At 49.4% G+C, this 15,566-nt stretch carries 14 protein-coding genes; 6 read left to right on the top strand and 8 right to left on the bottom strand.

Annotated features, from left to right (window positions below; translation table 11 throughout):
• Window positions 1–9: 9 nt before the first annotated feature.
• Window positions 10–1,362, bottom strand: coding sequence for an NfeD family protein (locus AC5FX6_RS06220; protein ID WP_493596156.1), 1,353 nt, complete (start codon window positions 1,360–1,362; stop codon window positions 10–12).
• Window positions 1,363–1,446: 84 nt separating this feature from the next.
• Here AC5FX6_RS06220 and AC5FX6_RS06215 point away from each other — a divergent pair, with 84 nt between their 5' ends.
• The 4 genes from AC5FX6_RS06215 (at window position 1,447) to AC5FX6_RS06200 (ending at window position 5,238) form a co-directional block, all read left to right on the top strand.
• Complete coding sequence (locus AC5FX6_RS06215; protein WP_493596155.1) at window positions 1,447–2,217, top strand: DUF4905 domain-containing protein; 771 nt, start codon at window positions 1,447–1,449, stop codon at window positions 2,215–2,217.
• Between the two features lie 24 nt (window positions 2,218–2,241).
• Entirely contained in the window at window positions 2,242–3,237 is a 996-nt protein-coding gene (locus AC5FX6_RS06210) for a septal ring lytic transglycosylase RlpA family protein (protein ID WP_493596154.1), read from the top strand.
• A gap of 147 nt (window positions 3,238–3,384) precedes the next feature.
• Window positions 3,385–4,161 carry a TIGR02757 family protein gene (locus tag AC5FX6_RS06205; RefSeq protein WP_493596153.1) on the top strand — a complete coding sequence of 259 codons (777 nt, stop codon included), beginning with the start codon at window positions 3,385–3,387 and terminating at the stop codon, window positions 4,159–4,161.
• Window positions 4,162–4,209: 48 nt separating this feature from the next.
• Window positions 4,210–5,238, top strand: a complete 1,029-nt coding sequence (locus AC5FX6_RS06200; protein ID WP_493596152.1) for a serine hydrolase domain-containing protein — start codon at window positions 4,210–4,212, stop codon at window positions 5,236–5,238.
• A 164-nt stretch (window positions 5,239–5,402) separates the two neighbouring features.
• Here AC5FX6_RS06200 and AC5FX6_RS06195 read toward each other — a convergent pair whose 3' ends face one another.
• Both AC5FX6_RS06195 and AC5FX6_RS06190 read right to left on the bottom strand, forming a co-directional pair.
• The gene (locus AC5FX6_RS06195; RefSeq protein WP_493596151.1) at window positions 5,403–6,371 is read right to left on the bottom strand and encodes an alpha/beta fold hydrolase; all 969 of its coding nucleotides are present in this window, start codon (window positions 6,369–6,371) and stop codon (window positions 5,403–5,405) included.
• Window positions 6,372–6,445: 74 nt separating this feature from the next.
• Window positions 6,446–6,904, bottom strand: coding sequence for a NanQ anomerase/TabA/YiaL family protein (locus tag AC5FX6_RS06190; RefSeq protein WP_493596150.1), 459 nt, complete (start codon window positions 6,902–6,904; stop codon window positions 6,446–6,448).
• A 431-nt stretch (window positions 6,905–7,335) separates the two neighbouring features.
• Here AC5FX6_RS06190 and AC5FX6_RS06185 point away from each other — a divergent pair, with 431 nt between their 5' ends.
• The gene (locus AC5FX6_RS06185) at window positions 7,336–9,732 is read left to right on the top strand and encodes an endonuclease MutS2 (RefSeq protein ID WP_493596149.1); all 2,397 of its coding nucleotides are present in this window, start codon (window positions 7,336–7,338) and stop codon (window positions 9,730–9,732) included.
• A 32-nt stretch (window positions 9,733–9,764) separates the two neighbouring features.
• On the opposite strand, the gene AC5FX6_RS06180 is transcribed toward AC5FX6_RS06185, so the two are convergent.
• From AC5FX6_RS06180 to murB, 3 genes are all read right to left on the bottom strand, one after another.
• A complete protein-coding gene (locus AC5FX6_RS06180) occupies window positions 9,765–10,199 on the bottom strand; it encodes a hypothetical protein (protein ID WP_493596148.1) in 435 nt (144 codons plus the stop codon).
• A 90-nt stretch (window positions 10,200–10,289) separates the two neighbouring features.
• Window positions 10,290–10,727, bottom strand: a complete 438-nt coding sequence (locus AC5FX6_RS06175; RefSeq protein WP_493596147.1) for a hypothetical protein — start codon at window positions 10,725–10,727, stop codon at window positions 10,290–10,292.
• 102 nt (window positions 10,728–10,829) lie between these two features.
• Entirely contained in the window at window positions 10,830–11,846 is a 1,017-nt protein-coding gene (murB, locus tag AC5FX6_RS06170; RefSeq protein ID WP_493596146.1) for a UDP-N-acetylmuramate dehydrogenase, read from the bottom strand.
• 332 nt (window positions 11,847–12,178) lie between these two features.
• On the opposite strand from murB, the gene AC5FX6_RS06165 reads away from it, so the two are divergent.
• Window positions 12,179–13,372: a THUMP domain-containing class I SAM-dependent RNA methyltransferase gene (locus AC5FX6_RS06165; RefSeq protein WP_493596145.1), complete on the top strand. Its 1,194-nt coding sequence runs from the start codon at window positions 12,179–12,181 to the stop codon at window positions 13,370–13,372.
• A gap of 206 nt (window positions 13,373–13,578) precedes the next feature.
• On the opposite strand, the gene murA is transcribed toward AC5FX6_RS06165, so the two are convergent.
• Both murA and AC5FX6_RS06155 read right to left on the bottom strand, forming a co-directional pair.
• The gene (gene murA, locus AC5FX6_RS06160) at window positions 13,579–14,883 is read right to left on the bottom strand and encodes a UDP-N-acetylglucosamine 1-carboxyvinyltransferase (RefSeq protein WP_493596144.1); all 1,305 of its coding nucleotides are present in this window, start codon (window positions 14,881–14,883) and stop codon (window positions 13,579–13,581) included.
• A gap of 6 nt (window positions 14,884–14,889) precedes the next feature.
• The gene (locus AC5FX6_RS06155) at window positions 14,890–15,558 is read right to left on the bottom strand and encodes a DUF4290 domain-containing protein (protein WP_493596143.1); all 669 of its coding nucleotides are present in this window, start codon (window positions 15,556–15,558) and stop codon (window positions 14,890–14,892) included.
• Window positions 15,559–15,566: the final 8 nt, after the last annotated feature.

The following is a 15,566-nucleotide window of genomic DNA, read 5'->3' as shown; positions in this document are numbered from 1 at the left end:
CAAAAGTTCCTATACCTTCTTCACGCGTAGCGCAAAGGTGCTTTGGTCGATTACCTGTATCGAATCGCCTTTCTCGATAAAGCCATCGCGGGCCTGTGCATCGTACACGTTGTCATCTATCATGACACGACCGCTAGGGGCCATGCGGGTATAGGCGACACCAGTTTTGCCGATCAGGTGCTCTGCTGAGTTGCTGGAGCGGTAGCCTTCCTTGCTATCGAAGGTATTAACCAATGTAACGCGCTGCAAAGCACGACTGCCCAGCACGCGGTTCCAGGTCAGGATGACAATGATGACGGCACTGATCATGCCTAACAGCACGGAGACAAGACTTTCCATGAGGCGTTCAGATGACACGAAGGTAAAGTCAAAAGCCTGGTTGTTGACCATGATCAGCAGCAGCGACAAGAACACCAGCGTAATGCCGCTTATACCTGTCACCCCAAAGCCCGGGACCACAAATACCTCCAGCGCAATGAGCACGAGCCCGACGATGAAGAGCAGGATCTCCCAATGCTCAGCCAGTCCGTTGAGATAGAAAGGCGTCAGGTAAAGCACGCCGGCCACAATGGCAGCCATCAGTGGGAAGCCAATGCCAGGTGTCTGCAATTCAAACCACAACCCGCCGATGATGATCAGGATCAGAATACCGCTGATAACCGGGTTCAGGAAGAAAGAAATGACCTTGTTGGTCGTGCTGAGTTCGTAGCGGATGATCTCGGCATCCTGCAGATGAAGCGTTTGCAGCACATCCTCTACGCTGTTGGCCATTCCGTCGCAAAAGCCGTGCTGGATGGCCTCGGAAGTAGTCAGCGTAAGTACCTGCCCGGCGGAAAGGGTGCTGTCCACGGCAGCGTCTACCATGGCTTCGGCCAGCCTGGGGTTACGGCCATTGGCTTCGGCGGTGGAGCGCATTATAGAGCGCATGTAACTCTGGTACTTGCCAGGTGCTGCCTGCCCGTCGGCACCCACCACGGTGGCCGCCCCAATGTTGGCACCCGGCGCCATGTAAATGCTGTCGCAGGCGATGGAGATAAGCGCTCCGGCTGAAGCTGCGTTCTTGTCGATAAACACATAGATCGGCTTCGGATACTCTAACAGGCGCAGGCGGATGGCATCAGCGTCGTTTACGGCACCCCCATAGGTGTTCAGCTTCAGCAGAATATGGTCAGCCTCCAGGCGTGTAGCCTCTGCAAGGGCCAGTTCAGTATAGCGATTGGTGCGCGGATCGATCTCTGACCCGATCTCCATGATGAAAACCTTCTGTCGCTCTTGCGACTGTGCCAGCGTAGCCGTGAAACAAAAAAGAAGAGCCAGCAAGAGGAGTAACGGCCATTGCCAGATTTTTGCGTTAGTTTTCATACATTTGGGCTTAATCGGAAATAAGGTACTAAAAAAATCCCGCTTATTCTTTCCCTACGTTTTAAATACGATTTTGAAGCACCAGTGTGGCGTATCCGGCTGGATGCACGCGAAGGATGGATGGCGCTGGAGGTGCGTGACGCCGACCTGCTGCAGACCCGTTTCTATGCCTTGCACCTGCCCGATGGGCAACCGAGGGAGCTGCTAGTGCCTGACGCTAACACCTGGTGGCTGGGCCTGGAGGATGTGCATGATAAGATAGTCTACCTTCATGGCTATGGCGATCGCAAACTGGGGCATCACAAAGGTATACGTGCCTTTACAGCTGATACAGGGCATGAACTTTGGCAGCAGCCGGACCTGGCTTTCTACGGAATAGAGGAAGGGGGCCTGCTGGCTTATAGACTTACACAAGAACGTGTGGAACTGCTTTTGCTGGAAAGCGGTTACGGTAAAACCATTCAAAACGATATTAGCCAAAATGAAGCGGCTGATCGGGTGCAGCACTTTCACCAAGTCCGGTTTGAGGATGTGCAGTACCCGCATTTGTACCGGGAAGGGGAAACTTACTATGAACAGGTACGCGATTTCATAGCGCAGGAGCTTGATTGTGAACCTGTAAGCGTGCTGGAGTACGCCGAAACCGACACTTGCCTGATTGTGAGTTATTACCGTAAGTCAGGTGAAAATAAGTTAGATAATTTTTTGGCTGTTTTTGATTTAAATGGTTTTTTGCACTTAAATGAGTTACTTGCAGGTGCAATTGATGGCGTAGGTTCAGATACTTTTTTTATCTTTATGCGCAATTTGTATTTCGTGCAAAACAAGACATCCTTGACGGCATATTCTCTTTAATTTTATTAGTAACGACTTTTAGCTATGGTCCGAATTTTACTTATCGCCCTTTTCGCAGTGCCACTGCTTCCTATTTCGGCTTCAGCCTTCGATACGGTTGCCCTGCGCGACTCAGTTGGTGTGGAGCGAAAGAACGGTAAGGTATATGTGCAGCACCGTGTGGAGCCTAAAGAAACACTCTACGCCCTATCCAGAAAGTATAGTGTATCGGTGGCCCAAATCGTGGATTCTAATCCATCGGTGGAAACAACCATCAACGTTGGTCAAATCGTGCTGATACCCCGCAAGTATGCTGCGGCGCCAGCCTCTGTACAGCAGACATCTACTGCAGGCACAGCCAGCAACCGTACGTTCACTGTGAACAGTCGCGGCGAAAAACTGCACCAGGTAGAGCCACAGCAGACGCTTTACTCGATCTCCCGCATGCATGGCGTGAAAGTGGAGGACATCAAGCGCTGGAATAACCTGCCTGATAATACAATCAGTGTAGGCGCACACCTGATCGTGGGCAAAGGGCAGGCAGTTCCGTCCAAGAATCCGATCTATGTGAGCGAGTCTGATGATGCCATTGCGAAAGACAAAGTAACGGATACAGCCGTAGCCTCTACAGAACCTGTAGCAGCAACTCCAAATCCGGCCAATACACATATTGTCCTGACGCCTCAGCCTGCTGCTACAGCGACGACACCTGCAGCTACCACTAAGGTGGCAAACGATGACGAGGAAACGGTAGATTCTGTATCTGGTGCCAAAAAGATCATTGAGACAGGTATGGCCGAAATGATTGACCCGAAAGCAGACACCAACAAATACCTGGCACTGCACAAAACAGCGCCGGTGGGTACGATCATGCAAGTGAAAAATGCTATGAACGACCAAGTGGTGTATGTGCGTGTGATCGGCAAACTGCCAAGCACAGGCGATAATAACAACGTGGTGGTACGCCTGTCAAAGAAAGCTTGCCAGAAGTTAGGCGCCATCGACCAGAAGTTCAGAGTAGAACTATCATACATGCCATAAGCAGGTATAGGAATAAAGAAAAGCCCGGGCAGCAATGTCCGGGCTTTTTGTTTTAGGCCACTTTTATACCTTAGTGCGCTATGCTAATTTGGCCTGCCAACAGTAGATTACTTAACTTGCAGGGCGCCATTTCTCGTACCATTGCACATGAAACAGGATATTGCTCAGATCAAAGCCCTGCTCGACGACCGGGTAGCCCGCTACAATCAGCCAAACTTTATTTCAAATGACCCGGTATCCATCCCGCACCGTTTTACCAAGAAGCAGGACATCGAGATCAGCGGCTTCTTTGCAGCAATTCTGGCCTGGGGGCAGCGCAAGACGATCATCAACAATTGCCTGAAGCTGATGGATCTGATGGACAATGCCCCGCATGACTTTATTCTCCATCATCAGGAGCAGGATCTGCCCCGTTTTTTGGGCTTTAAGCACCGCACTTTCAACGACACGGACCTGCTATACCTGATTCACTGGTTCAAGTGGTACTACGAGCAGCACGAGAGTCTGGAAACAGCTTTTACAGGAGAGCACAACGAGATAAAGGCACAAAACGCAAGGCTGGAGCATTTTCATGACCTGGTCTTCAGTCTGGAGGAGGCGCCGCACCGCACCAGAAAGCACGTATCTACCCCAGCCCGCAAGTCAGCCTGCAAGCGACTGAACATGTACCTGCGCTGGATGGTACGGCCAGCCGATGGTGGCGTAGACTTCGGTATCTGGCACACGATGCTACCTGCCGATCTGGTTTGTCCCTGCGATGTGCATGTGGAGCGCGTCGCCCGCCGACTGGGCTTGATCACCCGCAAAGGTATGGACTGGCAAACTGCAGAAGAACTGACCGATCACCTCCGGAGCTTCGACCCGCATGATCCGGTGAAATACGACTACGCCCTGTTCGGACTGGGTGTGGAAGAAAAGTTTTAAGGTATAGCACTCAATTAATTTACCATGCGGCAGCATTTGCATAAAGCTTTGGACGAGCACCTGTGGAGCTCCTATACCTCCAATGGACCAGGCGCAGCCCTGCTGGTGGCAGTGGCAGGAGAGGAACTGTATGCAAGCGGCATAGGTATAGCCGATCTTTCCACGGGCGCACCTATAACACCGGACACTACTTTCAGGCTGGCTTCGGTGAGCAAGCAGTTTACGGCACTTTGTATTCAATTACTGGAACAGGAGGGGCGTTTAACATATGATGACTCACTTCAGCAGTTCTTTCCATCATTCGCGTCAGGTATAGGCACACAAGTAACATTGCGGCATTTGCTCTGCCATACCTCCGGCCTGTTGGATTACGAGGAGTTTGTGGAGGAGCAGCCTGACTGGCAGATCAGCGACGCAGATGTGCGTGCTATCTCGGCTTCTCAATCTACTACCTACTTCACGCCCGGCACCCAATTCAGGTATAGCAACACCGGCTACGTGCTGTTGGCACTGATCGTAGAGCAGGTTTCAGGTATAGCCTATGCGGATTATTTACAGCAGCGCATTTTTGAGCCGCTAAGTATGCACCACACGAGGCTCTACAAAAAGGATGAAACTATACCTAATCGCGCGATGGGCTATGCCCGAAACGAGAGAGGTGAAATCATGCTGGCTGACCAGGGCACCTGCACCGCTACCAAAGGCGACGGCTGCATCTATACCTCGGTGCGGGACTACCTGCGCTGGCACCAGGCACTCAGCCAACAAACAGGTATGGCACCAGCGCTAAATCAGGTATACACGCCACTTGAGGGCTACCGGAATGGCTTTTACGGCATGGGCTGGTTCTTCAGCAGACGTAAATCAGGAAGACTTGAGATGTACCACACTGGCAATACCAGCGGCTTCAGCAACCTGGTCATCCGTATACCTGATCACGAAGTTGTGATCGCCTGCTTCTCAAACATAGCCGATAATCCGCATCTGCTGACCAGCTTTCTGGATTTGTTGAATCGGTTTCCGCTTCTCCGGCCGGAGTCTCGACTGGTAAGTGATCTGCTTGAGTTGACGCGCTAGCCTATACCTTAATTAATTGCTTTTGAAGCAAAGGCTATTTTTTACCCTGGCAAATCTTAACCTTATTGGGGATACTGTTAGCGCCATTGATCTAATAAATTCTGTCGCTGGTTTTTATGGATTTTATGGCCGTTTTGACTTGGCTTAGGTATTAGAATCACCTGTTAGTTTCCTTGGGTAAATATCTTGACATCTGCAGCAAAGCGATCCTCTTCCTCCATGTCCGGGAAATGGGCGCTGTTTTCATACAATTTGATGAGGCTGTTACTTAACACCTGCTTCAGGGCAAGCCCCGTATGTAACCCGCCGTTTTTGTCATGCACGCCACTAATGATCAGAGTTGGTGTTTTCAAACCTGTAGCCTTCTCTACCAGGTCAGCTTTATTGTTCTTGAGGTATACCTTTGCCATGAGGCCTGTGTTTTTCAGATTGCTTTCCTGCCATAATTGCCTGTTTTTCTGAGCCGGCTCAGGGTGCAGGAACAGGAACCGATCGACTATCTCAGAAGAACTTGAATTCCATACTTTTCCATACTTATCTTCTATTGATGTGGTGTCTTTTAAGATCTGCTCAATACCGGCTTTGAGTGTACTGTCTCCTATAGCATAGAAACCCTGTATCTGCACCAGCATGTTTGCTTTCGATAATTCGGCAGGCGATGATAAGATCAATTTCTCAACCCTTGAAGGATGCTCAATAGCGTACCGCAAGGCTAATTCTGCTCCAAACGAGTATCCAAGCAGAGTCATTTTCTGTACTCCTAAAGCTTCTCTCAACTGGTCCAGGTCACTGATGAGGGTTTGTAGCAGATAGTCGTTTGGGTCTTGTGGAGCTTCGCTTCTACCGCTTCCCCGCTGTTCATAATATACAACTGTAGCAAAGGATTCGATCTTTGGCCCTACTGTCCTTTCAAAGTTATAATTGTTGCCACCCGGGCCGCCATGCACGATTACAATTGGAGTGGTGCTGTTTTGGCTCCCTTTTACTTTAACCCAATGTTTTACGCCATTAAAGGTGTAGTAATGCTCCCCATCTTCAGCCTTCACGCTATTATCAGGAGCCTGGCTGCTATTTGCAGGCCCGACACAGGAATAAAGTACTGCTACAATTAAAAGGCTGTATAAGTATTTCATAAATATAATATCTTAAGTTACCCTTTGAGCGAGTGGAATCATTTACTAGGTTCGAGACTGTAGAACAGTCAGCGTTATACATGAGCCTCCACAGCGATCTTCAATACAACCTTCCGCACGTTACTTTCTGTGATCATGGCGGCGTGGGCATCGTCTGGGTAGAAAATGGTGAAAGAACCGGCCGGCACATCAAACCAGAAAGCGGGGCGATCCGGGAAAAAAGCCGCATCACGTTCATCAGTATACGGGTCGTTGGGCGCACTGCAAAGTGCCAGGTCTTTCCAACCCATATGGTCTGTTCCGGAAATGACAAACTGAATGTCGATGTATTTGCGGTGTACCTCTATTTTAGCGTCTTTTTCAGGTATGCCGCTGCCTTCTGAGATGATCGCAAATAGGTCTTTGCCCACAATCGCTTTCTGCCCAATCGGCATCGTTAGCAGGTCGGCTTCTTTTAAAAATTGAAAAGCCTGTGCAAAGAGTGGGTGCATGCAGGTATAGCGGTCGGCATTAGCGAGTTTGTCGAGAACCATATAAGTTAAAAAGTTTGGAAGTTAGAAAGTTAAAAAGTTGAAATGTTCTGTTGGGACAGGCCTTGACCTTGTTCCAAAAACTTAAGCGCCTGTTACTGCCATCTCGAACATAGTGAGAAATCTGAACTCTTTAGAAGCATTGTCACTATTTCAGACCTCACACTAGCGACGAAATAACAGAAAAGTCCTTAAGTATGATGGTGCCGCTTCATGATACTATGCTGTGTATATACCATGCGCTTCTATCTACATCAGATAGAGTACTCAGGAGTAAAAGCAGGTATACCAGACACCATCATTTACCCATTGACCAGAGTCCGGTGACACGCTACATATTTCGGGTTGCAAATATTATAAAATCAGAGCGAACGAAAGGGGCCGCTTTACTTGTTATAATATGCTAAATTTGCCTTTAAATTAAGAGATAACAATTGATCTATCCAGAAAATTTTGAAATAAAGATTGGCTTTGCGCAGGTACGTGAAATGCTCTCCGAACTTTGCCTGAGCCCACTTGGCCGCCAGTTCGTCAGCCGCATGACTTTCCTGAACCGGCATGACCTGGTGCAGCGCCTGTTGGAGCAGACAAACGAGTTTAAGCAATTGCTCGAGTCCGATGCCGAGATTCCGCTGCAGCACTACTTTGATGTAACAGCCTACCTCGACCGGGCCGCTATACCTGGTACTTTCCTGGAAGTGCAGGCTTTTTTCGAGATCAAAATGTCACTGCGCACTATACGCGACTCATTGCGCTACATTTCCAGTGCTGAAGAAGGCAAGTACGAAGCCCTGAAAGCATTGGGGGCCAATGTGATGGTCGAACGCTCACTACTAGCCGCCCTTGACAAAGTCGTGGACGATGCCGGTGCTGTGCGCGACGATGCTTCGCCTGAGCTGCAGCGCTACAAGCGTGACCTCATTGCGCAACAGGGGCAATTGCGCAAGACCATTAGCTCGATCATTCGCCACGCCAAAAACGAAGGCTGGACGCCCGGCGATGCAGAGCCGACCATCCGCGGCGGCCGTCTGGTTATACCTGTCATTGCGGAGCACAAGCGCCGTATCAAAGGTCTGATCCATGACGAGTCGAATACAGGGCAGACCGTTTACATTGAGCCGGAGTCTATCTTCGAACTCAACAACGATATCAAGGACCTGGAGAATGCCTATCACCGCGAACTGATCCGCATTCTGGTAGGGCTGACCAATACGCTGCGCAATTTTATACCGGAGCTTCGCAAAGCTTACCAGTACTTGGGTCTGCTGGACTTTATCAGGGCCAAGGCGGCTTTTGCCAGGCGTGTAGAGGCGACGATGCCGAAACTACATAAGTATCCGCATATCGCCTGGAAAGAGGCCATTCACCCTTTGCTATTCCTGTCCCACAGAGCTTTGGGTAAACCGACCGTGCCGATGGACCTTGAGCTAACCAGAGACCAGCGCATCTTGCTGATATCGGGTCCGAACGCCGGTGGCAAGTCGGTGAGCTTAAAAACGGTTGGTCTGGTGCAGTACATGCTACAGACAGGTATGCTGATTCCGGTAGGTGACAATTCAGAAGCGGGTATCTTCCACGACATCTTTATTGACATCGGGGATGAACAGTCCATCGAAAATGACCTGAGTACCTACAGCTCCCACCTGACCAACATGAAGAAATTTGTGACGGTGGCCGATAACAAGAGTCTGGTGCTGATAGACGAATTTGGTACGGGCACGGAACCAGTGCTAGGCGGTGCCATTGCCGAAGCTGTGCTGCAGAACCTGAACGACAGCAAGGTGTTTGGCGTGATCACCACGCACTATACCAACCTGAAGAACTTCGCCGAGCGGTCGGCAGGCATTGTGAACGGGGCGATGCGTTACGACCACAAAAACCTGCAGCCACTCTATCAGCTTGAGATCGGAAAACCTGGTTCCTCTTTCGCCATTGAGATTGCCCGCAAGATCGGTTTGCCGAAGCACATTGTAGACAAAGCCAGTAGCCTGGTGGGCAAGGATAAAATCCGTTACGACCGTCTGTTGGAAGAACTCGAGACTGAGAAGCAGGAGCTAGAGAAAAAGCTGAAAGAGGCCACTGCCCTCGAACTGAAGCTGAAGCGCAATGTGAAGGAGTACCAGGAACTGAAGAACTTCCTGGAGGAGAGCAAGCAGGATGTGATGCGCGAAGCCAAAGGCAAAGCCAAACTCCTGCTGAAAGATGCAAATCAGAAGATTGAGGCGACCATACAGCAGATCAAACAAAGTCAGGCTGAAAAGGAGCAGACCAAGCAGGCCCGCCGTGAACTGGAGGAGTTTGCCACCGAAAAAGTACGCAAGGAAGAGCCACGACCTGCTCACAAGCGAGCGGTTAACAACGGCGGTCCACTGAAGGCTGGTGACACAGTTTCACTGATCGGTCAGGACTCAGTGGGGCAGATCGTAGGTATAAAAGGCAAAACGGCTGAGGTGCTTTTCGGCGGGCTCAAGACAATCGTAAAGGTGGACAACCTGGAGCGAGCAGAAGCGCAGACCAAAAAGCAGAAGAAAGCCGAAACAGCAGAAGGCTATACCCGTGGTATGAACATCACGCAGCGTATGGCTGACTTTGGCTCCTCTATTGATATTCGGGGTGAGTATGCCGAAGATGCTTTAAATAAAGTGATGAACTTCACTGACGAAGCCATTATGCTAGGTATACCTGAGATCAAGATCGTGCATGGTCGTGGCAACGGTGTGCTACGGCAGGTGGTGCGCGACTACTTATACTCCTTGCCTGAAGTGGTCAGCTTGGCCAGTGAAGCCGAGGAAAGGGGAGGCGATGGCGCCACCCTGGCTGTACTGAAATAAAAAAAGGCTCCTGTTAAGGAGCCTTTTTTGTTTTATCGCGTGTATCTGACTTCCAAGTCAACAGGTTCATCATCTTCAAACTCAAGCGTTTGTTGCAGGCGTAGTTCGGAGCTTGTAAGCATCAACACACTGGCCCTGTATTCATCATCAGTGCCTTTATCGAAAATGATGGTTTTTTCATTATCAGCAAATTCCCAGGTGCCGCTTAATGAGCTCCTTTCATAAGAATCTACATAAGTGCCGGCCTTATCGAACTTCACTCTGCTCTTCTTGACGTCAAAGCCTATCTGCTCTAAAAACAAATCTGAAATATCCTGCCCAAAAGCCCAGAGAGAATTGCCATTCCAGGTATTAGCTGTTAGTAAGTCTGTTTGTGATGGCTCTTTGTCTTTATCCTTATCACAGGATGTCAAGCTGGTAACCAGAAACAGGGCAAATAAAAAGGGAAGTAAATTTTTGATTTTCATATAATGGGTTTTGGGTTAAAATGAAAAAGCCCCGTGTTCAGAAAAGATAAAAATTGAGCAGAAGGGTATAAGATATCTAACTTACTGAATTTAGTCTTTTTTTACAAATTGGACCTTTGCATCAAATGTCATGTTGTTACGGTTCACAGTGGTAATCAGATCCATGTTGGTAGTCGTCAGGTTTTCAATCTGGAGATCACCGAGCAGGTCAAAATAAATGATCGTTTCATTTTCCTTGAATTCCCAGGTGCCGGTAGTGGTTTGGCTAGTGCCCGCCTGATCGTATACCGCAGTATAGGTACCGTCACGGCGCAATGTCAGACGTGTGCTTTTAATGTCAAGCAGCATATCTTTGATCTCGGGACGATCGGACACGTCAAAGCCGTTTACAAGCACACGTTCGCCTTGCCACTCATGGGCCACAGCGAGGTCTGTTTTCGTAGGTTTGGGATCATCCTTCTTGCAGGAGGCCAGCACAAAGGGGATCACCAGCATTAAAATCAAGTAGCGGAATATATTAAGTTTCATAGGGTGATATGCGGTTAAAGTATACCCTATATATCGCAGCTTGTATAAATAAGTTAGGGAAGTTTAGTTAAAAATTTCAGCATTTTTCCGCTGATGGTAGTGTTAAATTATATTTACTTCTGGTTGTAGTGCAATTCCAAACTTTTCCTGAACCGACTGTATGATATCATGGGCCAATTGAAGGAGTTTTTCACCTTTAGCACCGCCATAATTCACCAATACCAGTGCCTGGTTTTTGTGCACACCATAGTTTTCGATCACTTTGCCTTTCCAGCCACACTGCTCTATGAGCCAGCCAGCAGGCACCTTGACGCTGGTTTCCGATACCGGGTAAGCCGGCATATCGGGATACTGTACCTTAAGCACATCAAAAAGCAATACTGGAATTTCAGGGTTTTTGAAGAAACTCCCCGCATTACCGATTTGGGTGGGGTCAGGCAGTTTGCTGCGGCGAATGTGGCAAACTGCAGCGCTTACATCATGTATAGTAGGTTGTTGTACCTGCATCTCCTGCAGCGTGGTCTGTATGGCACCGTAAGTGGTATTCAGTTCTGCATTTTTGCGGAGGCGTAGTGTTACGGAAGTGACTACATACTGCCCCTTCAGGCTATGTTTGAATACACTTTCACGGTACCCGAACTGGCAGGCCTCTTTATCAAAGGTATGCACTTCACCAGACTCAAGGTGTACAGCGTCCAACTCCACAAACACATCTTTTAACTCAACACCATAGGCACCGATGTTCTGCAGAGGCGCTGCTCCGACTGTGCCAGGTATAAGCGACATGTTTTCGATGCCGCCCAGGTCATGCTCCAGGCAGAAGAGCACAAGGTCATGCCACAGTTCGCCACCGCCAGCCCGCACAAAACTATAGTCGCCTTCTTCACGCAGAACTTCCATACCTTTGATGCCATTGAAAAGCACAATCCCTTCGTAGTCTTTGGTGAACAGCAAATTGCTGCCTCCGCCCAAAATAAGTTTCGGATCTTCCTTTACCTCAGGCCGCTGCAGCAGTTCCTGCAACTCCTGCACACTGTCGAAGCGTGCAAAATGCCTGGCCTTGACATCGATGCCAAACGTATTGTAAGGTTTAAGGGAAAAGTCTTTCTCGAATTTCATAAGCGGGTATTTAAGGCAAAAATAGGGGTTCTAAGTTAGAAAATTAAAAAGATAGGAAGTTAGAAGGTATAACTTCTCTGATTTTACAGGCCTGTATGGGAACAAAATGCAGAAATAGCACAATCAAGAGTTGATCCATTCATTTAGTTGAAAGAGTTGAGTCCTAGTTGAGGTAGTAAAAAATGGAAAATTATAAAGCCATAGCCACCAGTTGAAGCAAGATAAACTGCTCTTTCTGGTGATCTTAAGCTGCCGGGAGGACTTTCTAGCTTTTTACCCTTCCAACTTCCCAACTTAAAACCTTATTTTTGTAGCATAAACAGGTATAGAAGATGGCGAAGCAAAAGCAGAGCGATAATTTTAATATGATTGCCACAACGCTCAGTGGCCTGGAAGAAGTACTGGCAGAAGAGCTGCGTGCGCTCGAGATGGAATTTATTAAAGTAGGCAACCGGGCCGTTTCATTCTCAGGTAATCTGCGTCAACTTTACGAAGCTGCCCTGTGGTGCCGCACTGCCATACGTATACTTCGCCCCATACGTAACTTTAAAGCACGCAACGAGCGTGACCTGTACGAGCAGGTGCAGAAAACCAACTGGTCCGAGGTGTTTGACCTGAACCAGACCTTTGCCATCGATGCCGTGGTGAGCCATTCTACCTTTGAGCACTCGCTGTTTGTAGCCCAGCTGACCAAAGACGCCATTGTCGACCAGTTCCGCAAGGCGACCGGCGAGCGCCCTTCCGTGGACCGTATCCGGCCGGATGTACGCCTGAACCTGCACATGCACGAGAACATGGTGACCCTGTCGCTTGACGCTTCGGGCGACTCCCTGCACCGTCGCGGTTACCGTTTGCAAACCAACGTAGCACCGCTGAATGAAGTACTGGCCGCTGGCATCATCGCCCTGTCAGGCTGGGACAAGAAATCGACCTTCATTGACCCGATGGCCGGTTCGGGTACTTTCCTGATCGAAGCTGCCTTGATGGCCCAGAACATTGCACCGGGCATTTTCCGTCGCGATCCGTTCGGCTTTGAAAGCTGGAAAGACTACAACGCCGAGCTTTTTGAGATGGTATGGAAAACTGCTGAGGCCAAAGAGAAGCGTGAGCCACAGGCCCAGATTATCGGCTATGACATCGATCCTGATTATGTGATGGCTGCCCGCAAGAACATTGAGAATGCCGGACTGGAGCATGTCATTAAAGTTGAAATGGCTGACTTCTTTGAGACCAAGGCACAGGTAGAAGAAGGTGTATTAATTATGAACCCACCCTATAACGAACGAATCCAGTCAGATGACATCCATCAGCTGTACAAGCAGATCGGGGACACGCTCAAGAACAACTACCAGGGCTTCGATGCTTTCGTATTTACCGGAAACCTGGACGCCGCCAAGAGTATAGGCTTGCGTGCCTCCCGTCGCACACCACTTTACAATGGAGCCATCGATTGCCGTTTGCTTAAATACGAGCTATACCGTGGCAGTAGAAGAGGAGAAGGCAAAGAAGAAGTGCAACAAGACTAATCTTGCAGGTATAGCTTTACGGTATCAAGCCCAAAATTAAAAGAGCACGCTGCAGAGTGTGCTCTTTTGGTTGATAAGGATATAAAGCAGGTATAGGATGGACTAAGTGATAGGTATAGAAACAAGCAGAGCACCTGTTTAGGGTGCTCTTCCTGTTTTATCTATGTATCAAATGATGCCCAAACAAACTGCCTGGCACCAATAATCTACATTCTTCTGATCTGTGCGCCCAATGCGTTCAGACGCCCATCGATGTTCTGGTAGCCGCGATCGATCTGCTCTACGTTGTCGATGATGCTGGTGCCTTCCGCAGAAAGAGCCGCGATCAGCAAGGCCACACCAGCACGGATGTCAGGGGAGGTCATGCGGATGCCACGCAATGGAATCTGCTTGTTCTGACCGATCACAGTAGCGCGGTGCGGGTCACAGAGAATGATCTGAGCACCCATGTCGATCAGCTTATCGACAAAGAACAGGCGGCTCTCGAACATTTTCTGATGTACGAGCACGGTACCCTTTGCCTGTGTAGCTACTACAAGTGCCACACTCAACAAGTCTGGCGTCAGGCCCGGCCAGGTATGGTCCGAGATGTTCAGAATGCTGCCATCGATGTAGGTATCCACTTCGTAGCGATCCTGCTCCGGTATAAAGATGTCGTCGCCACGGAACTCCATCTTGATGCCCAGTCGCTGGAAGGTATCTGGTATCAGGCCTAATTCTGGTATCTGGCAATCTTTGATAGTGATCTCTGATCCGGTCATGGCGGCAAGGCCGATAAAAGAACCGATCTCGATCATATCCGGCAACATGCGGTGCTCGGTGCCGCCCAGTTTTTCTATACCCTCTATCACGAGCAGGTTAGAACCAATGCCACTAATCTTAGCACCCATGCGGTTGAGCATGCGGCATAGCTGCTGCACATAAGGCTCGCAGGCGGCATTGTAAATCGTAGTGGTGCCTTCGGCCAATACGGCGGCCATCAGAATGTTAGCTGTACCTGTTACAGAAGCCTCGTCGAGTAGCATATAGGCTCCCTTCAGACCTTCAGAAGTCACAGTATAGAAATCGTCCTCAGCACTGTATTGGAAAGAAGCGCCCAGTTTCTCGAAGCCTGTAAAGTGGGTGTCCAGTCGGCGGCGGCCGATCTTGTCACCACCTGGCTTAGGCATTTTTGCTTTGCCGAATCGGGCCAGCATCGGACCCACGATCATCACAGAGCCTCTGATGGCACGGCCCAGCTCCACAAATCGATCGGAATCCAGGAAATTGACATCGATATCATCGGCCTGGAAGGTATAGGTATCAGGCGACAGGCGCTCTGTTTTCACCCCCAGCGAACGCAGCAGCTCAATCAGCTTGTTAACGTCACGGATATCGGGAATATTAGAAATCGTTACTTTCTCGGGAGTAAGCAATACGGCGCACAGGATCTGTAGCGCCTCATTTTTGGCACCCTGCGGAATGATCTCTCCGCGCAGTTTTGCACCGCCTTTTACTTCAAATGAAGCCATTTAATACTATTTGTTTCGTTGATTGGAAGTTGATCTGGTATTTTTGCGGCCACGGTTGTCACCGCCGCGGTTTTGTTGCTGTTGTGACCGGTTGCTGCCACTGTCCTGTGACTTGCTGCTCACAGATTCGAAGAGGTTATTGCTCTCGATCATGGCCAGGTCCAGATTCAGTTTACCTTTAGAGATCTGCTGTATATCGTTGAGGATCACGTCGTCAGTGATACTGTCTTTGTTATAAGACCGGTACAGTGTCTTCATCAGTTTTCCGATTGATATAGTTGCGGCCTCCCGCTCCTGGTCATCCTCTAGCTCTGTAGCACGCTGAATGAGCAACTCCACATTTTGGCCGTAGTGCTTATACCTGGGCGTGTTAAGCGGATACTGCATGCGCTGTGGCTTGTCGTTGAGGTACTCCATGGCGCTGAGCGGGTAAGGAGCATCCACGTCGAGTTTAGAGCCGGACATCACATACAGGTGGTTCCATAGTTTTTGCTGAAAGTCCTGTGTGTCACGCAACTGCGGGTTGAGCTTGGCCATCAGGTTGACGAGCAGGTGCGACAGACGTGTGCGCTCCGAGCGGTCTTCTACCGACAGGATGTGGTTGACCAGGTCCTGAACGTTTCTGCCGTATTCGCGCAGCAACAGGTCTTGCTTAAAGGTGGTACTTGCTTCCATTATCTCAA

This window comes from Pontibacter sp. LHS2 (genome assembly GCF_058932845.1).
Note: the sequence above shows the minus strand (reverse complement) of the source record. Positions and strands in the feature narration are given on the sequence as shown.